This is a genomic window from Actinomadura sp. BRA 177 (assembly GCF_013372625.1).
Taxonomy (GTDB): Bacteria; Actinomycetota; Actinomycetes; order Streptosporangiales; family Streptosporangiaceae; genus Spirillospora.
In genome coordinates this window covers 17718-40878 of sequence record NZ_JABXFD010000295.1, presented here as the reverse complement: position 1 = coordinate 40878, position 23161 = coordinate 17718, and the positions used below count along the sequence as shown (strand labels likewise).

24 protein-coding genes are annotated in these 23161 nt (G+C 71.5%); 4 read left to right on the top strand and 20 right to left on the bottom strand.

All coding sequences use genetic code 11. From position 1 onward, the window contains the following. Positions 1 to 3 precede the first annotated feature (3 nt). Positions 4 to 570: a VOC family protein gene (locus HUX53_RS14020; protein ID WP_176403621.1), complete on the top strand. Its 567-nt coding sequence runs from the start codon at positions 4 to 6 to the stop codon at positions 568 to 570. Beyond that, on the top strand, positions 567 to 947 hold the full coding sequence (locus tag HUX53_RS14015) for a nuclear transport factor 2 family protein (protein ID WP_176403620.1): 381 nt from the start codon (positions 567 to 569) through the stop codon (positions 945 to 947). The genes HUX53_RS14020 and HUX53_RS14015 overlap by 4 nt, the downstream gene beginning before the upstream one ends. A gap of 72 nt (positions 948 to 1019) precedes the next feature. Here the strand turns inward: HUX53_RS14015 and HUX53_RS14010 are convergent, their stop codons facing one another. The 16 genes from HUX53_RS14010 to HUX53_RS13935 form a co-directional block, all read right to left on the bottom strand. After that, the gene (locus HUX53_RS14010; RefSeq protein ID WP_176403619.1) at positions 1020 to 1799 is read right to left on the bottom strand and encodes an IclR family transcriptional regulator; all 780 of its coding nucleotides are present in this window, start codon (positions 1797 to 1799) and stop codon (positions 1020 to 1022) included. Positions 1800 to 1809: 10 nt separating this feature from the next. Further along, positions 1810 to 3390: an AMP-binding protein gene (locus HUX53_RS14005; RefSeq protein ID WP_176403618.1), complete on the bottom strand. Its 1581-nt coding sequence runs from the start codon at positions 3388 to 3390 to the stop codon at positions 1810 to 1812. Then, positions 3387 to 4514 (bottom strand): alpha/beta hydrolase, encoded by a 1128-nt coding sequence (locus tag HUX53_RS14000; RefSeq protein WP_176403617.1) that lies wholly within the window; start codon positions 4512 to 4514, stop codon positions 3387 to 3389. Before HUX53_RS14000 ends, HUX53_RS14005 begins: the two co-directional genes overlap by 4 nt. Continuing rightward, the gene (locus HUX53_RS13995; RefSeq protein WP_176403616.1) at positions 4511 to 5089 is read right to left on the bottom strand and encodes an NADPH-dependent FMN reductase; all 579 of its coding nucleotides are present in this window, start codon (positions 5087 to 5089) and stop codon (positions 4511 to 4513) included. Before HUX53_RS13995 ends, HUX53_RS14000 begins: the two co-directional genes overlap by 4 nt. Next, positions 5086 to 5856, bottom strand: a complete 771-nt coding sequence (locus tag HUX53_RS13990; protein WP_176403615.1) for an ABC transporter ATP-binding protein — start codon at positions 5854 to 5856, stop codon at positions 5086 to 5088. Before HUX53_RS13990 ends, HUX53_RS13995 begins: the two co-directional genes overlap by 4 nt. Then, on the bottom strand, positions 5853 to 6653 hold the full coding sequence (locus HUX53_RS13985) for an ABC transporter ATP-binding protein (RefSeq protein WP_176403614.1): 801 nt from the start codon (positions 6651 to 6653) through the stop codon (positions 5853 to 5855). Before HUX53_RS13985 ends, HUX53_RS13990 begins: the two co-directional genes overlap by 4 nt. Further along, the gene (locus tag HUX53_RS13980) at positions 6650 to 7780 is read right to left on the bottom strand and encodes a branched-chain amino acid ABC transporter permease (RefSeq protein WP_176403613.1); all 1131 of its coding nucleotides are present in this window, start codon (positions 7778 to 7780) and stop codon (positions 6650 to 6652) included. Before HUX53_RS13980 ends, HUX53_RS13985 begins: the two co-directional genes overlap by 4 nt. 3 nt (positions 7781 to 7783) lie before the next feature. Beyond that, positions 7784 to 8665: a branched-chain amino acid ABC transporter permease gene (locus HUX53_RS13975; protein WP_176403612.1), complete on the bottom strand. Its 882-nt coding sequence runs from the start codon at positions 8663 to 8665 to the stop codon at positions 7784 to 7786. Positions 8666 to 8739: 74 nt separating this feature from the next. Continuing rightward, complete coding sequence (locus HUX53_RS13970) at positions 8740 to 9993, bottom strand: ABC transporter substrate-binding protein (protein ID WP_176403611.1); 1254 nt, start codon at positions 9991 to 9993, stop codon at positions 8740 to 8742. Positions 9994 to 10149: 156 nt separating this feature from the next. Then, positions 10150 to 10899, bottom strand: a complete 750-nt coding sequence (locus tag HUX53_RS13965; RefSeq protein WP_176403610.1) for a class II aldolase/adducin family protein — start codon at positions 10897 to 10899, stop codon at positions 10150 to 10152. Further along, positions 10896 to 12131 (bottom strand): NAD(P)/FAD-dependent oxidoreductase, encoded by a 1236-nt coding sequence (locus HUX53_RS13960; protein ID WP_176403609.1) that lies wholly within the window; start codon positions 12129 to 12131, stop codon positions 10896 to 10898. The genes HUX53_RS13965 and HUX53_RS13960 overlap by 4 nt, the downstream gene beginning before the upstream one ends. Then, positions 12128 to 12325, bottom strand: coding sequence for a ferredoxin (locus HUX53_RS13955; RefSeq protein ID WP_176403608.1), 198 nt, complete (start codon positions 12323 to 12325; stop codon positions 12128 to 12130). The genes HUX53_RS13960 and HUX53_RS13955 overlap by 4 nt, the downstream gene beginning before the upstream one ends. Positions 12326 to 12353: 28 nt before the next feature. Beyond that, complete coding sequence (locus HUX53_RS13950; RefSeq protein ID WP_176403607.1) at positions 12354 to 13139, bottom strand: SDR family oxidoreductase; 786 nt, start codon at positions 13137 to 13139, stop codon at positions 12354 to 12356. Continuing rightward, on the bottom strand, positions 13136 to 13507 hold the full coding sequence (locus tag HUX53_RS13945; protein WP_176403606.1) for a hypothetical protein: 372 nt from the start codon (positions 13505 to 13507) through the stop codon (positions 13136 to 13138). The genes HUX53_RS13950 and HUX53_RS13945 overlap by 4 nt, the downstream gene beginning before the upstream one ends. Further along, positions 13504 to 14091: a 3-phenylpropionate/cinnamic acid dioxygenase subunit beta gene (locus HUX53_RS13940; RefSeq protein ID WP_176403605.1), complete on the bottom strand. Its 588-nt coding sequence runs from the start codon at positions 14089 to 14091 to the stop codon at positions 13504 to 13506. The genes HUX53_RS13945 and HUX53_RS13940 overlap by 4 nt, the downstream gene beginning before the upstream one ends. Then, a complete protein-coding gene (locus HUX53_RS13935; protein ID WP_309237206.1) occupies positions 14088 to 15470 on the bottom strand; it encodes a Rieske 2Fe-2S domain-containing protein in 1383 nt (460 codons plus the stop codon). The genes HUX53_RS13940 and HUX53_RS13935 overlap by 4 nt, the downstream gene beginning before the upstream one ends. A 150-nt stretch (positions 15471 to 15620) precedes the next feature. Here HUX53_RS13935 and HUX53_RS13930 point away from each other — a divergent pair, with 150 nt between their 5' ends. Then, positions 15621 to 17276, top strand: a complete 1656-nt coding sequence (locus HUX53_RS13930; protein ID WP_176403604.1) for a long-chain-fatty-acid--CoA ligase — start codon at positions 15621 to 15623, stop codon at positions 17274 to 17276. Positions 17277 to 17302: 26 nt separating this feature from the next. Here the strand turns inward: HUX53_RS13930 and HUX53_RS13925 are convergent, their stop codons facing one another. Both HUX53_RS13925 and HUX53_RS13920 read right to left on the bottom strand, forming a co-directional pair. After that, on the bottom strand, positions 17303 to 18556 hold the full coding sequence (locus tag HUX53_RS13925; protein WP_217919415.1) for a ribonuclease D: 1254 nt from the start codon (positions 18554 to 18556) through the stop codon (positions 17303 to 17305). Positions 18557 to 18716: 160 nt separating this feature from the next. After that, positions 18717 to 19283, bottom strand: coding sequence for a DUF3000 domain-containing protein (locus tag HUX53_RS13920; RefSeq protein WP_176403603.1), 567 nt, complete (start codon positions 19281 to 19283; stop codon positions 18717 to 18719). A gap of 593 nt (positions 19284 to 19876) precedes the next feature. Here HUX53_RS13920 and hemE point away from each other — a divergent pair. After that, on the top strand, positions 19877 to 20890 hold the full coding sequence (gene hemE / locus HUX53_RS13915; RefSeq protein ID WP_255205234.1) for a uroporphyrinogen decarboxylase: 1014 nt from the start codon (positions 19877 to 19879) through the stop codon (positions 20888 to 20890). Here the strand turns inward: hemE and HUX53_RS13910 are convergent. Both HUX53_RS13910 and HUX53_RS13905 read right to left on the bottom strand, forming a co-directional pair. Continuing rightward, the gene (locus HUX53_RS13910; protein ID WP_176403601.1) at positions 20887 to 21837 is read right to left on the bottom strand and encodes a DUF4349 domain-containing protein; all 951 of its coding nucleotides are present in this window, start codon (positions 21835 to 21837) and stop codon (positions 20887 to 20889) included. The two genes, hemE and HUX53_RS13910, sit on opposite strands and share 4 nt — an antisense overlap. 72 nt (positions 21838 to 21909) lie before the next feature. Then, entirely contained in the window at positions 21910 to 23010 is a 1101-nt protein-coding gene (locus tag HUX53_RS13905) for a hypothetical protein (protein WP_176403600.1), read from the bottom strand. Positions 23011 to 23161 lie beyond the last annotated feature (151 nt).

Here is a 23161-nt window from a genome sequence, read left to right as displayed (position 1 = left end):
ACCATGGAGGCCAACCCCGAGTTCGAGCTTCAGGGGCTCTGCCACCTCGCGCTGGTCTGCGAGGACATGGAGCGCACCGTCGACTTCTACACCAACGTCCTCGGCATGAAGCTGAAGAAGACGATCAATCTGCCCAACGGCGGGCAGCACTTCTTCTTCGACATGGGCGGCGACCAGTTCCTCGCCTTCTTCTGGTTCCCCGACGCGCCGAAGCGGGCCCCCGGCATCGCCTCCTCCGCGGTGCTGCCGGGGCTGGGGGACATCGCCACGGCCCACGCCTCGATGAACCACGTCGCATTCAAGATCCCGCTCGACAAGTTCGACGAGTACAAGGCCAAGCTCGACGCCAAGGGCGTCGAGACCGGTCCCGTCCTCGAGCACGACGACAGCCCGCGCGGTGTGGCGGAGACGTACCACGAGGGCGTCTTCGTCCGTTCGATGTACTTCTTCGACCCGGACGGGGTGCTGCTGGAGTTCGCCGCCTGGACGCGCGAACTGAACGAGGACGACGTCAATCTGGCGCCGATGACCGCCGAAGGGGTCCCGGCCGTCCAGGGTGCGTCCGCATGAGCGGCGGAAAGCCGATGGTGGAGTACGCCGAGAGGTTCTTCGCACTGGTGGAAGCCGGTGACATCGAGGCCGTCTCCGCCCTCTACCACGACGACGTCACCGTCTGGCACAACTACGACGACGTCGACCAGTCCAAGGCGGAGAACCTCGCGACGCTGGGCGGCATCGCCGATCGGTACGACACGTTCGGCTACGCCCAGCCCCGGCACACCGCGCTCGACGACGGCTTTCTCCGCCAGCACGTCATCGAGGTCGAGCTCAACGGGCGGTCGGCCTCGATCCCGGCGATCCTCCGCGTCTACGTCGAGGACGGCAGGATCCGGCGGATCGAGGAGTACTTCGATCGCAGCAAGCTCGAAGCCGTCCTCGCGGCCTGAGCGTCCAGGACGAACCCGGTGCCGGATCGGGTGACGCACGACCGGCACCGGGTCAGTCGCGTTCGCCGAGGCTCAGGAGAAGAAGCCGCGGCTCTGCTCGGCGAAGCGCAGCAGGTCTTCGGCCACGGCCACCTCGGCGAAGTCCTGCTGGCGGTGACTGGGCGCCGAGATGCTCACCGCGTAGCGGGCGCCGGCATAGGTGCCGAGCGGTACGGCCACCGCGATGACGCCGTCCTCGCTCTCCTGCAGCCCGCTGGCATAGCCCCGCTTCCGGATGCGGTCCAGGTCCTCCAGGAGCGCGGTCCGGGTGGACAGGGTGTGCGGGGTGAGCGGCTCCAGTTCCTCCCGCGGATAGAGCGCGACCACGGCCTCGTCCGGCAGCAGCGACAGCAGCACCTTGCCGGACGCCGAGGCGTGGGCCGGGAGGGTCTTGCCCATCCGCGAGCCGACCCGCACGGCTCGATCGCTCTCCACGGCGTCGACGAAGGACACCAGCGAGCCGTCGAGGCGGGCGAGGTGGACGGTCTCCCCGTAGTGTGCGGCGAGGCCGTCCAGCAGCGGACGGACCTGTTCGCGGACGTCGATCTGCCGCAGCACCGAGAAGGCGATCTCGGTGAGCGCGGGACCCGGCTCGTAGGCCCGTGAGCTGCTCGACTGACGGACGAACCCGCGGTACTGCAGCATGGCCAGCACCCGGTGGGCGGTGGACGACGCGACCGAGAGGTACTCGCTCACCTCGGTGAGGCGAAGGCTCTTGCGCTCGCCCAGCAGCAGCAGGATGCGCAGCGCGTTGTCGACCGACTCGATCGGGTACTGCGGCTTGCGAGGCTGGGCCGGGGAGGGGTCGTTCACCCAGCGGACCTTATCCGGGGACGCGGTCATCGGTCCTTCCATCTCGCAACTCGAACTTGAGTACCTTCCCCGATGCGTTGCGGGGAAGCCGCTCGACCACCTCGACGCCGGTCGGCAGTTTGTACGGCGCAAGCTTACGCCGGGCGTAGTCGCGCAACTCCTCGATCGACGGCGTCGGCCGTCCGGGAACCGGCGAGACCACCGCGACCGGAGTCTCCCCCCATTTTAGGTGCGGCCGGCCCACCACCGCCACTTCGGCGATGTCCGGGTGCGCGGCGAGCACGTTCTCCACTTCGGCGCAGTAGACGTTCTCGCCGCCGCTGATGATCATGTCCTTGAGGCGATCGACCACGTAGACGAATCCCTCGTCATCGACCCGGACCAGGTCACCGGAGTGGAACCAGCCCCCGGCGAAGGCCTCGGCGGTCGCCTCGGGCAGGTTCCAGTAGCCCGGCGTCAGGCCCGGCCCCCGGTAGACGATCTCGCCGATTCCCCCGGCGGGGACGTCGTTCATCTCGGTGTCGACCACGCGCGCCCACACACCCGCCGCCGGCCGTCCCACCGAGCCCAGCTTCCGCCGGGCGTCCTTGCCCTCCAGCACGCACGTGACCGGTGACATCTCGGTCTGGCCGAAGAGGGCGAGCAGGTCGGCGTCACCGAAGACTTCGCCCATCTCCCGCAGGAGCGTGTCGGTGGCGGGGGCGGCCCCCCACGCGGCGACCCGCAGCCGCGACAGGTCGCGGGGCCGCCGCCGCTGCTCGGCCACGAGGGCCTGCCACTGGGTGGGCACCAGGAAGGTGGAGGTGACCCGGTGCTCGGCCATCGTGTCGAGGTGCTCACCGGCATCGAAGGCGCCGGTGGGCATCACGACCACGCGGGCGCCCACGAGCAAGGCCGGAGCCAGCCCTCCGATGGCGCCGATGTGGAAGATCGGCGAGGCGCAGAGATAGACCTCGTCGTACATCTCGAAGCGGAAGGCGACCAGGTTGGTCTGGCTCTGGGCGAGCAGGTTCCGGTGGGTGAGCACCGCGCCCTTGGGGCGCCCGGTCGTGCCGGAGGTGTACATGATCAGCGCCGGCGCGGACTCGTCCACGGTGATCGCCGCCAGCCCGTCCACCGGCGAGCCGATGGCGGGGCCGTCGAGCAGGTCGGCGTAGGGCCGCCCCACCTGCGCGGAGACGTCCACCACGCGGATGCCGTCGTCCTCGGCCGCGTCGGCGGCCAGCCGGTGGAAGGCGGCGTCGGTGAGCACCAGCGAGGCGCCGCAGTCACCGAGGATGAAGGCCACCTCGGCGGTGGCCAGCCGGGGGTTCACCGGCACGCCGATCGCACCGGCGGCGCTGACCGCCAGGAGCGATTCGACGTACTCGGCCCCGTTGCCCATCACGAAGGCGACCCGGTCGCCGGCACCGATGCCCAGGCGGGCGAGCCCGCGGCTGATCCGCAGTACCCGGTCCGCGAGCTGCCGCCACGTGTGGGAGACCTCGCCGCACCGTAGTGCGGTCACCTCCGGCCGGGCATGGGCATGCCGGGCCAGGTGGGCGACCCAGTGCTGGCCCCGGGCGCCGTCGATCGCCGCGGACGCCGTCATCGTGCGCTCTCGTTCCCGAAGCGCGCGGTGAGCCAGCCGGCGATCGTGTCGGCGACCGCGTCCCGGGCGGCCGCGGGCTCCAGGAAGTAGTGGTCTCCGGCGTGGTCGTGACGGGTCTTGTCCCCGCCGGCCAGGGCGTCGGCGATCCGGTCGGCGTCACTCGGGAAGACACCGGTGTCCGCTGTCGGGTTGATGACCAGTGCCGGGACCGTGATCTTGGCCAGGTTGCCCTCACCGCGGCAGGGCGACTCGCTCAGGCTCCACATGTTGAGCCAGTTGCGCACGGTCGTCTCCCCGGCGATCCCGCGGTCCCCCCGGTTGGCGGCCTCGACGGGGCCGCGGTAGCAGCTGTTCGGCCTCCGGTCGGTGGGCTCCAGGGACGGGTCGACCATCCTCGGGTCGGCCCAGGTCCGGGGCACGGTGAAGTGGCGGTCGTAGTAGCCGGCCGCGGTGAGCCGGGCCAGCTCCGCCTTCGCCCACGCGGTGATCCGGTGGTTGCGGTCGATCTGGGCCCGCCGGTAGCGCTCGATGAACTCGGCGCTGTACGGCGGGCCGTTCTCCGGGTTGAACAGGTCGAGCGAGGGGTCGGTGGCCACCGGGTCGAACTCGTCGACCACCGCGGCGTCCATCCAGGAGGTGAGGACGTCGGGACGGCCCAGGTGCGCCGCCAGGGACACGTAGCCGTCCGCAGGGGGCAGCTCGTCCACGCCCGGGACGGGATCGTGGTCGATCGGGGGTCGCAGGGCGGGGTCGACGGCCTGGGCCTGGTAGGCGGCCATCAGGGAGCCGCCCCCGGAGTTGCCCAGCAGGACGACCGAGTCGACCCCGGCCTCCTCGCGCAGCCAGCGCACGCCGACGCCGATGTCCACCAGCGCCTGGTCGAGCCGGAAGTTCCACTCGTAGCCGCGGAACCGGGTGTTCCAGCCCAGGAAGCCGATGCCGCGCTCGGCCATCAGCTCGGCGAGATAGTGCTCGGCGAAGTCGATCTGGTAGTGGGTGGCGATCATCGCCACCGTCGGCCGGGCGCCCTCCGGCGCGTGGTAGAGGCCCTGGCAGGGATGCCCGCCGGCGCCCGCCCGCGGGGCACCGGTCGAGGGGCGGGAGACGAAGGTGCGGGTGATCATCGGACCGCCACCTCCAGCCGGCTCGCGGCCACGTGGGCTTGGAGCTTGCCGAACAGGACCCCGAGCCGCTCGGTGGCCACCGGGTCCTTGAGGTGCCCGGCCTCGTCGAAGCACTCGGGTGCGAACGGCATGACCACCTCGGGTCCCGGCATCACCGGGGACTGGGAGAAGACGAACATGTTCCGCAGCTCGAACTGGCACCGGGCGGTGCCCAGCCGTCCCGGCGAGGTGCCGATCAGGGCGACCGGCTTGCCCTGGAGGACCGAGGCGCCCAGCGGGAGGGAGATCCAGTCGAAGGCGTTCTTCAGCACGCCCGGCACCCCGCCGTTGTACTCCGGGGTGGCGATCATCAGCGCGTCCGCGGCGGCGACCTCCGCGCGCATCCGGGAGACCGCCGGCGGCTCCTGGCCGAGCAGGTCCTCGTTGAAGAGCGGGAGCTGCCCCACCAGTTCGCTGATGGTGACGGTGACCCCCTCCGGTGCCAGGCGTGCCGCCGACTCCAGCAGCAGCCGGTTCCACGACCGCTTGCGCAGGCTCCCGACGATTCCGTAGACGGTGACGTCCGCCGTGCTCACAGTGCTCCTCCCAGGTAGGCGTCGATGACGGCCTCGTCACGGACGACGTTGGCCGGGGTGTCGAGGGCGATGCGGCGCCCGAAGTCGAGTACGCAGACCCGGTCCGAGATCCCCATCACCATCGACATGTCGTGTTCGACCAGGAGCATGGTGATGCCCAGGTCGGTGTTCACCTCGCTCAGGGTCGCCGCCATCCTGGCGGTCTCCTCGTGGTTCATCCCGGCCACCGGCTCGTCGAGCAGCAGCAGCCGGGGCTCCATGCACAGCGAGCGCGCGAGCTCGACCCGCTTCTGCACGCCGTGGGGCAGCGGGCCGACCTGGTGCCCCAGCAGGTCGCCCAGGCCGAGACGCTCGGCCACTTCGGTGACCTGCCGCAGCGCCGCGCGCTCCTCGCGGGCGCTGCGCCCCCAGCGGATCATGCTGGCCACCGGGCCGGAGCGAAGGTGCTGGTGCCTGGCTAGGAGCAGGCATTCCCGCACCGTCATGGCCGGGAAGACGTCGACGTTCTGGAACGTTCGGGCGATCCCGGCCTTCGCTATCCGGTGGGGGGCGCTGCCCAGGATCTCCCTGCCGTCGAACCTGATGCTCCCCGCCCCCGGGCGGTAGATGCCGGAGACGCAGTTGAACAGCGTGGACTTGCCGGCTCCGTTGGGCCCGATCACGGCGAAGAACTCGCCCTCGTCGATGCTGAAGGTGACCCCGTCCAGCGCGCGGACGCCCGCGAACGACAGGGTGAGGTCCTCGACCTCGATCAGTGCGGGGCTCACGAGTCGGCTCCTTCCGGGGTGCCGGACGGCGTGCCGGCACCGAGGTAGGCGGCCGCGATGTCGGTGTCCTGCTCCAGCGCCGCCGGGGTGCCCTCCGCGTAGACCCGCCCGCCCTCCAGGAGGTAGGCGTAGCCGGAGATCGACAGGGCCATGCGCGCGTTCTGCTCGACGAGCAGGATCGAGGTGCCCCGCTCGTTGATGGACACGATGATGTCCCGCACCTGCTCGACGATCCGGGGCGCGAGCCCGAGGCTCGGCTCGTCCATGAGCAGCAGCTTCGGCCGCGACATCAAGGCCCGCGCGATCGCCAGCATCTGCTGCTCGCCGCCGGACAGGTAGCCCGCCTTGCGGTCCAGCAGGTCGCGCAGGCGCGGCAGCAGCGCGAGCACCTCGTCGCGGGCCGCGGTGAGCGCGGCGCCGCGGTAGCGGCGCACGTGCCCCCCGCTGGCGAGGTTCTCGGCGACGCTGAGCCCGGGGAAGACCATCCTGCCCTCCAGGCACTGCGCGAGCCCGGCCCGGACGCGCTGCGACGCGCGGGACCCGGTCATGTCCTTGCCGAAGAGCTCCACCCGCCCGCCGGTGAGGCGTCCGCGGTGCAGCCCGAGCAGGCCCGACACCGCCCGCATCGTGGTGCTCTTACCCGCGCCGTTGGGGCCGAGCAGGCTGACTATCTGCCCCCGGGGGACCCGCAGGGTCAGCTCGGTCACGGCGTCCTCGGCGGCGCCGTAGCAGGCGCTGACGGCCGTGGCCAGCAGGGCCGGCGGATCATCGGACGCGTTCGAGGCGTCGCGGCTCATGACGTCTTCCGCCTTTCGCGTGGGCCGCCCAGCGGCCCGCGCAGTCGTCGCCAGCCCCGGAGCGCGAGCGCCCGGATCCCGTTGGGCTCGAAGAGCAGGATCAACACGATCACCAATCCGTAGAGGAATCCGGAGAGGAGCGGTCCCGTGATGCCGCCATCGGTGCTCGCGCTCTTGCGGACGAAGGGCAGGAAGGCCGAGGTCTGGTTCACGACCTCGGGCATCGCCCGCACGAACAGCGCCCCCAGCAGGGCCCCGGACACCGTGCCCATGCCGCCGATCACGATCATGGCGATGAAGTCGACCGAGAGCATCAGGTGCCACTGGCTGGGGGTGAAGTAGCCCATGTAGGACACCAGCAGCGCCCCGGAGATGCCGGCGAAGAAGGAGGAGATGACGAAGGCGATCGTCTTGGTCCAGGTCACCGGGACACCGACCACGGCGGCCGCGACGTCCTTGTCCCGCACCGCCATGAAGGCGCGGCCGAGTCGCGAATGCTTGAGGTTGTGGGTGAGGAGCATGACCACCAGCAGGATCGCCAGTGCGAAGTACCACCAGGCCTGGAAGGCGTCGAGGATCACCTGGTCCCCGGCCATGATGCCCAGGCTGAGGTCCTGGTCGCCGAAGAGGACCTGTGCCGCCGGACGGCCGTTCACGCCGCCGCTGAGACCCGTCCACGTCTCCCACGCGTAGAGGCCGATGAAGACGAGCGCGAGGGTGGCGACGGCCAGGTAGAGGCCGCGGATGCGGACGGCGACGGGTGCGACCACGGCGCCCGCGGCGGCGGCCACGAGGCCGGCCGCCGGCAGCCAGAGCCACCAGGGCAGGCCCTGGTCGGCGCCGAGCCAGGCCGAACTGTAGGCGCCGATGCCCATGAAGAAGGCGTGGCCCAGCGAGATCTGGCCGGCCAGCCCGGTGATCACCTGCATGCCGAGGGCGCCGACGCTGACGATCAGGGTGAGGATGCCGATGCCGAGCCACAGTTCGGAGCGGACCACCAGCGGCAGCACGAGCATGGCGGCGATCCACAGGCAGACGCCGGCGCGTCCGCGGTTGAGGAGGCCCTGCGGGCGCGGCCGGGGAGTCTCGGTGTCGCGGGGGCCCGCCGGGCTGGTGAGAACTGACACGGCTCAGACCCTTTCGATGCTGCGGCTGCCGAACAGGCCGTAGGGCCGGACCAGGAGGACCAGGAGCATGAGGACGTAGGGCAGCACGTCGTGCAGGCGTCCGCCGCCGAAGTCGCTGAGGTAGCCGGAGCCCAGGACCTGGGTGAGCCCCACGACCAGGCCGCCGACGACGGCCCCGACCAGTGAGTCCATGCCGCCGATGACGATCGCCGGGATCGCGATCAGTGCGAGGTCGCCGAGGTCGGGGGAGACCACGCGGGGGAACGAGGCGAGGAAGACCGCCGCGGTCACCGCGAGGAAGGCCGCCAGGGCCCAGGAGAGCGCGAACATCCGCCCCACGTCGATGCCCTGGGCCATGGCCGCCTCCTGACTGCTCGCGGTCGCGCGCAGCGCCAGCCCGTAGCGCGTCCGCTGGAAGAACAGGGCGACGGCGGCCAGGACGACGACCGAGACGACCACGGTGGCCAGGGCGCTGTTGGGCAGCACGACCGAGCCCACCGTGGTGGTGCCGGCGCCGATCGGTCCCACCGAGTCATGGCTGCCGACGCCCCACACCATGAGGATCGCGTTGTGCAGCATGGTCGAGATGCCGAGAGTGGCGAGGACCACGACGGTCACCGAACGTCCGATCAGGCCGCGGATCAGCATCCGCTCCACCACCAGCGCGAGGCCGACGGTGAGGGCCACGGCCCCGATGAAGGCGAGCACGTAGGGCATCCGGGGCAACAGGATCAGCACGGCGTAGGCACCGATGGCGACGAACTGGCCGTGCGCGAAGTTGAAGGTGTGGGAGCCCTTGAACATGATCACGAACCCGAGCGCGATCAGCCCGTAGACCAGCCCCAGGGCGACGCCCTGGAAACCGAGCTGGAGGAAGAGGGTCATCTGGAAATCCTCGGTCGGGGTGTGGGAAGGGAGCCGGGCGTGCGGGCCCGATCGGGCCCGCACGCCCCGGGTCGTCAGTTGCCCCTGGTCTCGCCCCAGGACTTCGCGGCCGCGGACTCGAAGAACTTGGCGACCGGCTCCTGGACGCCGTCCGCCCCGATCTTGTTGATGCGGGACTGGTAGCTCACGATCGAGTTGCCGTCACCGAGGTTGATCGGCGGAAGGATGTCGTCGAAGGGGACCTCGAGGTCGACCATCGCCTTCTTGACGCCCTCGCGGGTGAGGGCCTTGGCCTCGCACGCCTTGCGCAGCGCCGCCACGACGACGGTCCCGTTGATCCAGCCGCCGACCTCGAAGTTGTCCGGCTTCGCGTCGGGAGCGTAGGCCTCGCGGGCCTTGGTCAGCGCCCGGATGCCGGCGTTGTCGTCGTTGAGGGTGCCGTAGCCGCCGGAGACGTAGTAGTTGTCCAGCAGGCCCTTCAGCGGCTTCCCGAGGCTGGCGGACCAGGCACCCGAGCTGGACACGAAGGTCGGCTTGTAGCCGAACTGGGCCGACTGGCCGATGATGCCGGCGGTCTGGGCGGGGGTGACGCCCAGCATGACGATCTCGGCGCCGGCGCCCTTGAGGCTGTTGATCTGGGCCGTGAAGTCCTTGTCGGCGTTGGTGTAGGTCGGCTCGGCGACGACCTCCACGCCTTCGATGGCCTTCGCCGCGTGGTTGAGCGCGTCGAGGTAGACCTTGCCGGTCTCGTCCGCCGACGTCACGAACCCGACCTTGACGGTCTTGGTTGCCGAGGCGCCGGCCTCCTCGGCGGCCCAGACCAGGCCGTTGATGAGCTCGACCTCGAAGGGCGGCATGGCGACGTAGACGTTGGGGAGGTCGAGGGTCTGGGTGTTGATGGACGCCGAGAGCGTGGGCATGTTGTCCCGCTCGATGCTGGTCCGGACGGCGTTCAGCCCGGCGGTGCCCACGAACTGGGCCACCATCAGGTTGTCGGGCGCCGCGGCGCGGTACTGCTGGGTGGTGATCTGCGGGTCGTACTTGGTGTCGCGCTTGTCGACCACGACCTTGCGCCCGCAGACGCCGCCCTCCTCGCGGTTCACCTGGTCGATCTTGGCTTCGACACCGAGCGAGCCGGCGATGCCGCCCTGGGCGATGGGACCGGAGAAGTCGCTGATCACGGTCACGCTGATCTCGTCGTCGGTGACGCCGGGGCCCATCGTGACGCCGTCGGCGCCGGTCTCGGCCTTGCCGGAGCCCGAGCCGCCACATGCGGCCAGAGTCAACAGGGGCGCGACCGCCAGCGCGGTCAGTGACTTCTTGAGCATGGGGGTTTTTCTTTCTCGGTCGGTGGATCCGCGCAGGTGACACGGGCCACAAACATTAGACCAGACTATACAGAAATAGAAGAGACAGACTCTGTAAGTTGGAAAAGTCGGCGTGACCAGCGCGAAGTCCGCGGGAGGCCGGCCGGCTGTCGGGGATCAGGTACGGGGGGTCGCGGGCAGCCGGGAGAGCTCATGGCGCCAGGCGACGTCCAGGTTGATGCTTCCGCCGAGGTCGGGAAGCTCGGCCCGGTCGGCCTCGTCGATGGGACGGGGGCGTCCCCCGGCGGCGGCGACGAGCAGGCTGAGGTGCGCGATCTCGTCGATGGAGACGGCGCGGAGCACCGCCTCGGGGACCGAGTCGCCGGTGACCACCACCCCGTGTCCGCGCAGCAGCGCCGCTGCGTGGTCACCGAGGTGCTCGGCCACCTTGTCCCCCAGCGCGTCGCTGCACACCAGCACCGAGCGGGGGTACACCGGGACGCCGCCGGCCACCAGGGCGGACCCCGGGATGTCGTAGGCCCCCACGAGCGGCTCCAGGACCAGGCCGGCCAGGTCGGCGGCGACCGTGCGGCGCGGGTGCGCGTGCACGACGCACCGGACGTCGGGGCGCCGGCGCAGGATCTGGACGTGCAGGGGGAGTTCGTGGGGGACGGTCCAGCCGTCCAGCTCACCGGGAAGGCCGGGTTCACCGTCGAGGGTCACCACTCGCACGTCCCGCGCCGTGGTGTGGGCCAGGCCCGACTCGTGAGGGCCGCGGCACCGCACCAGGATCCGCTCCTCGTCGAGGCGGAGGCTGATGTGGCCGAGGAACCCCGGCGAGAGTTCACGGGCGGCCAGCACCCGGCACCCCAGCGCCAGCTGGTCCCGAAGCTCCTGAAGGTCGTTGTCGTGGACGTTCGCCGTCATCGGGCGGCCTCCTTGAGTGGCGCTGTCTTGAGTGGCGCTGTCTCCTGGCGGGTCGTTCTCCTCCGGGGTGCCACCGCGTCGAGGACCGCGGTCACCGAGGCGCCGCTCGCGATGGCCCGGCGAGCGGCCAGCGAGGCACGCGGCCACCCCAGCGACACCGCGCCGACCAGGCGTCCGTCGCCCCACAGGGCGAGCAGCCGGCCCTCGTCCTCCACGATCCGGGGCTCGACGCCCGGGTCCACAGCACCGAGTACCTGGATGGTCCGGCCGTGCTGGTCGCTCCACACCATGGGCACTTCACCGAGGGCCTGCGGGTGCGCGGGGTCGAGCAGGGTCGCCGCGACGCACCTGGCCTGCTCCTGGGCGGAGGTCCAGTGCTCGATCCGCCGGCCGGCGGCTCCGTCCGCGGTCGCCCAGCCGGCGATGTCGCCGGCGGCGAAGACGTGGTCGGCGCCCAGGGCGCGGCCGTACCGGTCGCAGGCGATGCCGTCCCCGAGGTGGAGGCCCGACCCGGCCAGCCATTCCACGTCGGTCTCCGCGCCGATCCCCACCAGTACGTGATCGGCGCGGAGCACCTCCCCGTCGTCGAGCCGGACCCTGATCCCGTCCGCGCGATGCTCCAGGGCCTGGACGCCGCGGCCCAACCGCAGGCGCACGCTCGCCCGGTCGTGCCAGGAGAGGATCCGGTCGCCCACGCATCGGCCGACGACCCGGGCCGGAGGGTTGGGCAGCGGATCCACCAGCGTGACCCGGCATCCCAGGGTGATCGCGGTGCCGGCGACCTCCGCCCCGATGAAGCCGGCGCCGATCACCACGAGGTCGCCGCCGCGGGCGAGGCCGGCATGCAGTGCGCGCGCGTCGGCCAGCGTTCGCAGCGTGTGGACGCCGGGCCCGGTCCAGGGCGACGGCCTCGCCCGCACCCCGGTGGCGATCACCAGCGTGCCGTAGCCGACGCTGCTCCCGTCGGCCAGTGCGAGGCGGCGGGCCGCGGTGTCCAGGCCGGTCGCCCCGACGCCGAGTCGCAGTTCCAGGCCGAGCCGTCCCGCCTCCGGGCGGGTGAGCAGCCGGACGGGCTCCGCCGGCGGTCCCTTGGACAGCGGCGGCTTGTCATAGGGCTCTTCCGCCTCCCGGTCGACCAGGCGGATGCGGCCGGTGAACCCGCCGGAACGCAAGGTCCGGGCCAGGGTGACCCCCGCCACCGACGCGCCGACGATCACCAGGTCGCCGGTCATGCTCCCTCAAGCCGGAGAGCGGCGGCGGGGCAGCTGCGGACCGCGCGGTCGACGCGCTCGCGGTCGGCCTCCGGAACCTCGGCGGCCAGCAGCACGACGAGGCCGTCGTCATCGATGTCGAAGTAGTCGTCAGCCGCGATCACGCAGCTCGCGTAGCCTTGGCAGGCTCCGGTGTTCACTGTCAGGGCGGGCACTCGGGTCTCCTGGTTTCTCGTGTCGTCGTCAGCCGTCGACGCTGGCGCCGCCGTCGCTGTGCAGGACGGTGCCCGTCATTCCCCGGGACATCGGTGACGCCAGGAACAGGTAGCTCCAGGCGTGGTCCTCGCCAGAGAGGGCCACCCGCAAGGGGACCCGGGCGGCGATGCTCGCGGCGCGATCGGGACCGTCCAGGTGCTGCCGGTCCAGCCCCAGGGACCGCGCGCCGGTCAGCCGGGTGCCGACGGTGCCCCCGGGCGCGACGCTGTTGACGCGGACCTCGGGGGCGAGGTCGTGGGCCAGTGCGATGCGCAGTCCGCGGATCGCGAACTTGGTGGAGATGTAGAGCGCGCCTCCCCGTCCCGGCCGGTAGGCGGAGGTCGACTCCGTCAGCACGATGCTCCCGTGATTGCGTCGCAGCTCGGGCAGGGCGGCGCGGACGCCGTGCATGGCCGCTCGGACGTTGACCGAGAACATCTCGTCGAAGGCGTCGTCGAAGGCGTCCTCGGCGACGGCGTCGAGTGGACGGTAGAAGTCGAAGATGCCGACGCAGTGGACCAGCACGTCCAGCCCGTCGTGGAGTTCCCGGCACCGGCCCACCGCGTCGCGGTTGACCGAGGCCTCGCAGGCGTCGCCGTGGACGACGTCGATGCCGGGGAGCGTCGCGCGCAAGTCCTCGCACTTGGCCTCATCACGCTCCACGGCCACCACCGCCGCTCCCTCGGCGAGGAACCGCTCCGCCACCGCACGGCCGATGCCCGATCCGGCGCCGACCACCAGCGCTCGTCGGCCATCGAGCACGGGGGCGCTCATGAGGCCGCCTCGCCCGTGTCGTCCTGCCCCGTGTCGTCCTGCCCCGTGTCGTCCTGGCCCGTGTCGTCCGGCTCGGGGAACAGGGAGGAGAACGGGTGGCCGACCATCGCGGAGAACGTCGCCGGCCCCTGCCAGGTGAGGGCCTCCAGCTCCAGCGGGTCCAGGGTGACCCACTGCCCGGATCTGGTCGCCTCGACCAGGAGGCGCACGCCGTTGCGGGTCTGGACGAGGCTCACCCGGGCCTCGGCGAACTCGTTGCCGAGGGTCAGCGGCTCGCCGACCCGCCCCGCTCGCAGGGCCGCCAGTTCCGCCGCGGCCTTCCGGGCACGGGCCTGGTCCTCGAGCTCGCCCTCCCAGCGCGGGCTCACAGGAAGACCGCCAGGTTCTGGGTGCGGAGCACCGACTCGTCGACCGTGATGTGGCGGCGGGCGAGCCGCCAGGCGCCGTCGACGCTCCGCAGCACGTCGCTGCGCCCGGCCGAGAGCAGGGACGGCTCGTTGACGTCGCCACGGCTGCGGAAGAGCAGTACCGCCGATTCCACGAGGATCTCACCGGGCACGTCGGTCGCGAAGGTGCGCACGTTGGACAGGTGGTGGCGCAGCCGTGAGGGCGGGTCCTCGGTCCAGGCGTGCTCGGTGCGCAGCCGGGCGACCCGGCGCTCCAGGGAGTAGAGGTCCTCGTCGAAGTGCGCCATCCGCCGGGCGGTGTCGTAGCCGGCGCCCTGGGAGGTCGTGACCCGGATCGGCATGAAGTAGTGGACGTCCTCGGTCATCCGGGCGAGCCATCGCTCAAGGTCCTGCCGGTCCAGCAGGTAGGCCTCATCGACCAGCCACTGGTGGGCGGCCAGGTGCACGGGATCGGAGAACGGGAGCGGGTCGCCCACCGGGACGGCCGGGGTGGCCCGGGCGCCGAGGGGGCTGTCGGCGGAGGTGATGGGGATGCGCGCGGTCACTTGGCACCGTCCCGTCCTCCGGTGCCGACACTGACGTCGGCCGCCTTGAGGGGCCCCGCCTCGATGAAGTCGGCCCAGCGGTTCATCAGGTGGCGCTGGTTGTACTCGCCGTACCCGACCCGGGACTCGCCCGGGCCCGCCCACTCATCGCCGCCCAGGGGCGGGGCGAGGGTCGAACCGTCGGGCAGCAGGCCCATGCGGCCGTTGAGGAGAAGCCGCTGCGCCATGGTGCCGGCGGCGGTGGCGGTCAGTGAGACCCAGTTCTCCACGTCGTCCTGCTCGAACATCCCGCTGCTGCCGAAGCACATCAAGTAGGCCTTGTAGGACAGTGCCTTGAAGTCCTCCGGGGCCTCCTTGTCGACCAGGAACCAGGAGAGCACCTCGGTCTCGTCCGCACTGATCGGCTGCCACTGGCGCAGCGACACGAAGGGGAGGACGTCGTCGGAGTCGGCCACCCTTGGCCAGTTGTGCACGAGGCTGAGGTTCGGCACGATCGACGCCGCCGAGACCATGAAACCGTCGCGCCCGATCAGGTCGAGTTGCTCGGCCGACCACACCCGCTTCATCCGGTCGATCATCTCGTCGGGGTAGCCGACGTAGCGCAGGCGCTCCTCCAGCGTCCCCGGGGGCAGTTTGTAGGTGGTGCCTCCGCCGCCGGTGGCCCAGTAGGTCGTCCCGTCCTTGCGCTTCTCGGCCTTCGGCTCGCGGAAGAGCCCGATCTCCACGACGCTCGCGTGGGTCTGCGGGGTGTGGTACATGTCCCCGGCGAAGTTCTCCGCGCCGATCTTCCAGTTGGCCTTGATCCGCCACCGCTGGGGTCCGCGCACCTCGACCCCGCTCGGGCTCTGCCGGGTGTAGTAGTCCAGGTAGAACGCGAAGTCGCCGAGGTACTCGCGCAGCGGCGGCGCCGCGGGGTCCAGGGAGACGAAGATCAGGCCGTTGACGGTGTCCATCGCCGGTGCGGGGAGGAGCCGCTGCCCCCGCTTGCTGAAGCCGGCCTCGCCGCCGTACGCCTCCCGGTGGAAGGGCAGGCCCACGATCCGGCCGTCATTGCGGTAGGACCACCCGTGGTAGGGGCAGCGGAAGTGCGAGGCGTTGCCCTGCTCGGCCCGGCACACCTGCATCCCCCGGTGCAGGCACATGTTGAACATGGCGTGCACCGTTCCGTCGGCGGCGCGGCTGACGATGAAGGAGTTCTCCATGACGCGGCGGACCACGTAGTCACCGGCCTGGGGGATCTCCGACTCGTGCGCCAGGAAGACCCAGGAGCGCGCGAAGACCGTCTCGCGCTCGGCGGCGAAGATCTCGGAGTCGTTGTAGATGTGCGCGGGCAGCATGCCGTCGCGCACATGGCCGACGACGTCGGACGGGTCAAACACGGGGACCTCTTTCTGTAGGCCAGAAAAGAATTCTGGTCTTAGGTCCTTCCCTTGTCAAGGAGCGCGTTTCTGATATCAAGAGAACTCGCTGCCGGAGGGCAGTGGATCCCTGCTCCCGACCCGGCGCGCGTCGGGGAGAAAGGTGGCACCTTGTCTGAGTTCGTGACCGGTCATCCGTCGACGCATGGGGACAGCTACCAGCTGAACACCACGAACCTGTTCCGCCAGGCGGTGGTGACCCACCCCGAGCAGGAGATCGTCTTCCGGGATGCGGCCGGTGCGTGGCACACGACGTCGTACGCGGCGACATGGCATCGGGTGGCACGGACGACGCACGCGCTGGTCGGCATCGGCGTGGGCCCGGGCGACGTGGTCGGAGTTCTGGACTGGAACCACCTGCGGCACTTCGAGCTGTACTGGGCGATCCCCGGAGTCGGCGCCGTGATGTTGCAGATGAACCTGCGGCTGGCCGTCGACGACCTCGCGTACGTGGTCGAGCACGCGGGCGCCACGGTGGTCTGCGTCGACGAGTCACTGCTGGGCCAGGCCGAGGAACTGGCGGCACGATGCCCGCAGGTGCGGCACTGGGTGGTGATGAGCGACCGGCCGCTGGCGGAGATCGAGACCTCGCTGCCGGACCCCTTGGACCACGAGGCGTTGCTGGCCCGGCAGGACGCGGAGTTCGACTGGCCGGTGATCGACGAGACCTCGGCCTACAGCGCGTGCTACACCACCGGCACCACGGGACGTCCCAAAGGGGTGTTCTACTCCCACCGGGGGATCGTGCTGCACACGATGATGTGGGCGGCCGACCAGGCGGTGGGCGATCACGACAACGTGCTGCTGACGACGCCGATGTTCCACGCCCAGTGCTGGGGCCTGCCGCAGGTGGCGGTGTACGCGCGGGCTCGGGTCGTCCTGCCGGGGCGCTATACCGCCGAGGAGATCGGGGTGCTCGCCCGCGCGATGGTGGACTACGAGATCACGGTGACGAACGGGGCACCGGCGATCTTCGCGCCGATGCTGGAGTACCTGCGCTCCCTGCCCGAGCCGCCGGACCTGTCCCGGGCACGGATGATCTCAGGTTCCACCGAGCCGCCGCTGAGCCTGATCAAGGGCTACCACGAGCTGACCGGCGCCTCGATCATCCACGGCTACGGCGCCACCGAGACCGCGCCGCTGGTCACCTCGAACCGGCCCAAGCCCTCCCTGGAGGGGCGGCTGGGGGAGGAGGAGTTCTGGGACCTCAAGCGCTCCCAGGGGCTGCCCGTGGCCGGGGTGGACATCCGGCTGCTGGGCGCCGGCGGCTCGTTCCTGCCCCACGACGGGACGTCGGTGGGGGAGATCTGCATCCGGGGCCCGTGGATCACCGAGAGCTACTGGAAGTCGGGCGGCGCCGACGCGTTCCACCGCGGCTACTGGCGCAGCGGCGACATGGGGGTGATCACCACCGACGGATACCTGAAGATCACTGACCGGCTCAAGGACGTGATCAAGTCCGGTGGGGAGTGGATCTCCTCCATCGACCTGGAGAACGCCCTGGCGGGCCACCCCGCGGTCCGCCGGGCCGCGGTGGTGGGGGCTCCGCACCCCCGGTGGCAGGAGCGCCCCGTGGCCCTGGTCGTGCCCGAACCCGGCCACGACATCGACTTCGACCAGCTCAGGACCCACCTGGCCGCCACGTTCGCCAAGTGGCAGCTGCCCGACGAGATCCTCGTCGTCGACGATCTGCCCATGACCAGCGTCGGCAAGCTCGACAAGAAGACCCTGCGCGAGGAGTACGCCGACTTCTACAGCGGGCGCTGACACGCGGTCGCCGCTCGCCGGAGGGCTCAGAGTTCTCCTTTGGTCTCCAGGCGGAGGAAGGCTTTCGCTATCGGCTGGGCGGTCAGTTGCACCTGCCAGCTGCGGGCGCCGAGGTCGCGGAGCGTGGCTCCTATGGCGGACGGCGACGACTCGTCCGGCGGGGTCCAGGCCAGGCGGCGGACGGAGTCGGGCTGGACGAGGTTCTCCGACGGCATCGAGTGCTCGTCGGCGAGCGCGGCGACGACGGCGCGGGCGGCGGTGAGGCGCTTGGCGGCCTCGGGGTCGCGGTCGGCCCAGCGGTGCGCGGGCGGCGGGCCGTCGCCGGGCAGGTTGGACTCCGGGAGCGCCCGGTCGGCCAGGTCGCGGGCGCGGGCGACGGCGCGCAGCCACGCCGACTGGTGCCGGCGGGCGCCGCGACCCCGCATCGTGGGCAGGGCCTGCAGCTCGGTGGGCGTCTTCGGGGACTTCTGCGCCAGCTCGATGATCGCGGCGTCCTGCAGGACACGGCCGGGCGACAGGTCCCGCTCGCGGGCGATCTTGTCGCGGGCCGTCCACACCTCGCGGACGGTCGCGAGCGCGCGCCGGTTCCGCACCCGGTGGATGCCGGACGTGCGGCGCCACGGGTCGGGGCGCGGCGGCTTCGGCGGCGTCGCCAGGATCGCGGCGAACTCCTCCAGCGCCCACTCCAGCTTGCCCGCGGTCTCCAGCTCCTCCTGCAGGGAGTCGCGCAGCTCGACGAGGAGCTCGACGTCCAGCGCGGCGTAGCGGAGCCAGTCGTCGGGGAGGGGACGGGTCGACCAGTCGGCCGCCGAGTAGCCCTTCTCCAGCAGGAAGCCCAGCACGTTCTCGACCATGGAGCCGAGCCCGACCCGCGGGTAGCCGAGCAGCCGCCCCGCCAGCTCGGTGTCGAACAGCCGGCGCGGGACGAGCCCGACCTCGGCCAGGCACGGCAGGTCCTGGTTGGCGGCGTGCAGCACCATCTCGGTGCCGGCGAGCGCGGCGTCCAGCGCGGACAGGTCGGGGCAGGCGGTCGGGTCGATCAGCGCCGTGCCGGCGCCCTCGCGGCGCAGCTGTATGAGGTAGGCGCGCTGCCCGTACCGGTAGCCGGAGGCGCGCTCGGCGTCGACCGCGACCGGGCCGGTGCCGGCGGCGAACGCCGCGACGACGCGGTCCAGCGCGGCGGCCGAGGCGATCACGGACGGGACGCCCTCGCGCGGTTCCAGCAGGGGAACGGCCGGGGGGCCGGTATCGGCCTCCGCGCTTTCCGGGCCCGTCCCCAGCTGTTCGGGAACGGTCCCAGGACGTTCGACGGCCGTCTCCTCCGCACCGGTCTCCCCTTGGGGGCCGGTGGCGCGCGTTTCGGACACTCCCACTGTTTCCGTGTTCTCCCCCGCCGCCTCGGTCTCGGACGCTGTGCTCACGTCACCTACCGTACGTCTTTCAACCGCTTCCACCGCCCGGCCGGTCCGGCAGCGCGGCGACGCCGGACGGCGGCAGCCCCGCCGTGGTGCACATCAGCTCGCACCAGGCCGCGACGTGGCCGGCGAGGTCGTCCCCGGCCGGCGACCAGGAGGCGCGCAGCTCCAGCTCGGTGGTGGACGGCTCGCCGCGCTTGTCGCCGAAGCTCTCCGACACCGCGCGGGTGATCGTCCCGGACTCGCCCGCGTACCCGGCGGGTTCCAGGGCCTCCAGCAGCCAGTCCCAGGCGACGGAGCCGATCAGCTCGTCGGCGGCGATGTCGGGTTCCAGGTCGGCGCGGATGTAGGCGACGACGCGGAACCCGTTCGTCCAGCCGGATCTGCCCTCCGGGTCGTACAGGACGATGAGCCGCCCGGTGGCGACCTCGGTGTCGTCGTCGCGGTAGACGCTGCCGGACATGGCGGCCGCGTAGGGCGCGAGGCGCTGCGGGGCGGGCATGTCCTCCAGGTCGAGTTCCGGCCGCAGGGCGGGCCCGTCGAGGAACGAGCGCAGCGTGTCGACGGCCCGCTGGAAGGCAGGTGGGTTCATGGGTGGACCGGCCTGGTCGCGAGTGAGTGGCTGGGCGCCGGGGATCGGCTCGGGTCGGTGCTGCCGGGACGGGGCGCCGCCGCGCGCGGCGACGGGGGGATGCGGAGGGGAAACAGGCACGGCACAGGTGGTTTCGTTTCGGGGGCCGGGCCGGTCAGGCCACGGCTCGCACGGTGGCGGCGCGGCGCGGCGCCTGAACGGGCTGCGGGCCGGTCTCGCGGGCCGCGGCGGTCACCGGCGGCAGGCCCACCAGGACCGCCATGCCGCACTCGACGCAGGCCCGCTCGGGACACTCCGCTCCGTGCCCGTCGGAACACGGCGGCTGCTCGAACTCACGTTCATCACCGCAGGTGGAGCAGTACAAGGGGGAACCTCCCTCGGCTATGACACGAGTCACGTTCGCACGCGCCGGTGACAGAATGCGGGACTTCGCTCGGCGTGTCCGGAAGTTCGTTTCGGCTCGGCGGCCGACCCGGTGCTATCCCACCGGCGGTTCGTGGGACCATCACAACGTGACCGCTGACGCTGCCCGTTCGGACGACCACTCTCCGAACACGCCTGACAACGGCGCCCTCGCCGAGAGCCCCTTCCTGCTGGCCTGCCGCCGGCGGCCGGTGCCGCACACGCCCGTGTGGTTCATGCGCCAGGCCGGCCGTTCGCTGCCGGAGTACCTGCGCGTCCGCGAGGGCGTCGCGATGCTGGAGTCGTGCACCCGCCCCGACATGATCGTGGAGATCACGATGCAGCCGGTGCGCCGGTACGCGGTGGACGCGGCGATCTTCTTCAGCGACATCATGGTGCCGCTGAAGGCGATCGGCATCGATCTCGACATCAAGCCGGGCGTCGGGCCGGTCATCGCCGACCCGATCCGGTCGGCCGATGATCTCGACACGCTGCGGCCGCTCGTCCCCGACGACGTCCCGTACGTGACCGAGGCCGTCCAGGGGCTGGTCGGCGAGCTGGGGGCGACGCCGCTGATCGGCTTCGCGGGCGGCCCGTTCACCCTCGCCTCGTACCTGATCGAGGGCGGCCCGTCCAAGAACCACGAGCGCACCAAGGCCATGATGTACGGCGAGCCGGAGCTGTGGGCGAGCCTGATGAACCGGCTCTCCGACCTCACGATCGCGTTCCTGAAGTTGCAGGTCGCGGCGGGGGCGAGCGCCGTGCAGGTCTTCGACTCGTGGGTCGGCGCGGTCGCCGCGCAGGACTACCGCGAGTCGGTGCTGCCGCACACCCGCCGCATCTTCGCCGAGGTCGAGCCGCTGGGCGTGCCGCGGATCCACTTCGGCGTCGGGACGGGCGAGCTGCTCGGCCCGATGGGCGAGGCCGGGGCGGACGTCGTCGGCGTCGACTGGCGGGTCCCGCTGGACGAGGCCGTCAGCCGCGTCGAGCCGGGCAAGGCCCTGCAGGGCAACCTCGACCCGGCGATCCTGTTCGCGCCGTGGGAGACCGTGGAGCGCCGTGCCCGCGACGTGCTCGCCCGGGGCCGCACCGCCGAGGGCCACATCTTCAACCTGGGCCACGGCGTCCTGCCGTCCACGAATCCGGACGTGCTGGCCCGCCTCGCGGACCTCGTCCACGAGGCGAGCAGCGAGCAGAACGACTAGGCGGGCGGCTGCTGGGAGGATCCGGCGGCGGCCTTCTCCGGCTCCGGCGTCGGCTCCGGCTTGCGGCCGCCGCCGAACCGGTCGCGCAGGCGTCGGCGGAAGGCGAGCAGCGGCCAGCCGATCGCGGCGGCGAGGACGAGGAACGGCAGCAGCCAGCCCAGCACGGTGGCGACGCCGCCGATGAACGCGGTGAACGCGTTCCAGCCGTCCTGGAGCCCGCCGATGAACCCGCCGCGGTCGTCGTCCTCCTTGGGCGCCGCCGTCTTGGTCACCAGCGTCACGGTCACGGTCGCGTACTGGGTGCGGTGCTGCAGCGACTTCTGCCGCGCCTGCAGCGCCTCAAGGTCGGACTCGCGCTGGGCGATCTCCTGCTCGACGCTGATGACCTCGCCGACGGAGTTCGCGCGGTCGAGCAGCTTGCGGAACGACTCCAGCGTGGCCTTCGCCGACCGGACGCGGGCGTCGACGTCGGCGACCTCGCCGGTGACGTCCTCGGCCTCCTGGGAGAGCGAGATCTTGGTGCCGAGCTGGGTGCTGAGCCCGTTCAGCACGTCGGTGTAGCGGTCGGACGGGACCTTCAGCGCGATCTCCGACCGGGCCGGGTCGCTGGAGCTCGACTCGCGCTCGACGTAGCCGCCGGCCGAGGTCACCAGCTGCTTGGCCTTGGTGGCGGCGGCCTCCACGTCCCCGGCCCGGACCCGGAGGCGCGCCGTGTGGACGACCTCGCGCCCGGTCGGCAGCGGCGCCTGCGCCCCCTTCTCGGTCTTCCCGCCGGCGTTGTTCCGTGCCGGGCCCGCCTCGTTCCGGGTCGCCGCCGGGGCGGGCGCGCCGCCCCGGTCCACGGCCTCCGACGAGCTGGACGAGTGGTCACCGCCGCCGCACGCGGCCAGGACCCCGGCCAGCAGCAGGACGACCAGCGCACATGTGACGTTCCTGACGATCCGCATGCGGCTTGGACGAGGTGATGCAGGTCACCGTTCCGTGGGACGAATCACGAAAGGGCCACGAAGCCGGGTTCCTCAGCCGTCGGTGAGCACGACCGGGCCGCCGATGTTCACGGACCCGAGCGTCCACAGGGCGCCGGTGCCGGGGACGACGGCCAGCGCGCTCGCGTAGACGTTGCTCCGGTTCGGCACGGCGGTGGTCGGCACCTTCTCCCACGTCCCGCCGCTGTAGCGGAGCAGGCCGGGCTTGGCGGGCTCGTCGATCAGGTGCCCGAGGGCCCACAGCGTCCCGTCCGCGCCCTGGACGATCTTGGTGAGCTCGTTGAAGCCGGCAGGGAGGGCGACGTTCGTCCAGGCGGTGCCGTCCCAGTGCGTCATGACGGGGGTGTCCGGGGTCGTCGACCAGCTGTAGCCGATGGCCCAGGCGTCGGTGGGGGAGAGGGCGAGGACGTCCGTGATGGTGGGGGCCGGCGCGGCCGGCTGCTCCATCGGGACGCTGTGCCAGGACTGCCCGTCCCAGTGCCGGGCCAGGAGGTCCGTCTCCAGCATGGAGGCCGCTCCGATCACCCAGATATCGTCGTCCGCCCGGATGTAGGAGCGGTGCTCGTAGACGTCGGGTTTTGTGGCGATGTGGGTCCAGGTGTCGCCCGTCCGCCGGTAGAAGTCGTCGGCGGTGGTGAGCCAGACCCCTGACGCGGCGGCCCGCAGACTGGCACCCTCCCACGAGCTCTCCGGCAGCTCCACCTGGGTGAAGCTCGAACCGGTGAAGTGCGCCACGTAGGGGGTTCGCAGGCCCGAATCGTGCGTCTTCTCCCCGTTGATCCACACGTCCTCGGGGCCGACCGCGTCCACGTCGGTGATGGTGGCGTGGCGGGAGGCGTTCTGGAGGTCGTACTCCACCCAGGCATTGTCCTTCCAGCGGCGCACGACCGGATTGCCCGGGATGGTGATGCCGGTGGTCGGGCCGGTGATGATGAACTGCGCGCCCTGGGTCCCGGTGATCCAGACGCTGTCGGGGGAGGCGGCGTCGACGTCGTAGAGGTAGTTGTTCGGCCAGAAGAACGGCAGCGGCACCGGCCTGAAGTCGCCGCGCGTCGCGGCGGAGGCCGGGGACGCGAGCCCGGCGGCCAGCAGGAGCGCCGCGGCGGCGGCGAGTGGAGCCTTCCAGGAGGTCATGTCCGCCAGTATCCACTGGCATGGTGCTCGGGCTCTTGTCACATCCGCGACAAAAACGGCGCCGGGACGCGTCCGGTGCCGGCCGGTGTGATGCTCGCCGCTCCGGCCGCCCCGGTGCGCGATCCGGCGGGACGTCTGGAAGGCTGGAGGG

Coding starts and splice junctions, on each gene's coding strand:
- HUX53_RS14020 (WP_176403621.1), top strand. CDS start 4: ATGGAGGCCAACCCCGAGTTCGAGCTTCAGGGGCTCTGCCACCTCGCG.
- HUX53_RS14015 (WP_176403620.1), top strand. CDS start 567: ATGAGCGGCGGAAAGCCGATGGTGGAGTACGCCGAGAGGTTCTTCGCA.
- HUX53_RS14005 (WP_176403618.1), bottom strand. CDS start 3,390: ATGACGGCGTCCGCGGCGATCGACGGCGCCCGGGGCCAGCACTGGGTC.
- HUX53_RS14000 (WP_176403617.1), bottom strand. CDS start 4,514: ATGATCACCCGCACCTTCGTCTCCCGCCCCTCGACCGGTGCCCCGCGG.
- HUX53_RS13985 (WP_176403614.1), bottom strand. CDS start 6,653: ATGAGCCGCGACGCCTCGAACGCGTCCGATGATCCGCCGGCCCTGCTG.
- HUX53_RS13975 (WP_176403612.1), bottom strand. CDS start 8,665: ATGACCCTCTTCCTCCAGCTCGGTTTCCAGGGCGTCGCCCTGGGGCTG.
- HUX53_RS13970 (WP_176403611.1), bottom strand. CDS start 9,993: ATGCTCAAGAAGTCACTGACCGCGCTGGCGGTCGCGCCCCTGTTGACT.
- HUX53_RS13965 (WP_176403610.1), bottom strand. CDS start 10,899: ATGACGGCGAACGTCCACGACAACGACCTTCAGGAGCTTCGGGACCAG.
- HUX53_RS13960 (WP_176403609.1), bottom strand. CDS start 12,131: ATGACCGGCGACCTGGTGATCGTCGGCGCGTCGGTGGCGGGGGTCACC.
- HUX53_RS13950 (WP_176403607.1), bottom strand. CDS start 13,139: ATGAGCGCCCCCGTGCTCGATGGCCGACGAGCGCTGGTGGTCGGCGCC.
- HUX53_RS13920 (WP_176403603.1), bottom strand. CDS start 19,283: ATGAACCCACCTGCCTTCCAGCGGGCCGTCGACACGCTGCGCTCGTTC.
- HUX53_RS13910 (WP_176403601.1), bottom strand. CDS start 21,837: ATGCGGATCGTCAGGAACGTCACATGTGCGCTGGTCGTCCTGCTGCTG.
- HUX53_RS13905 (WP_176403600.1), bottom strand. CDS start 23,010: ATGACCTCCTGGAAGGCTCCACTCGCCGCCGCCGCGGCGCTCCTGCTG.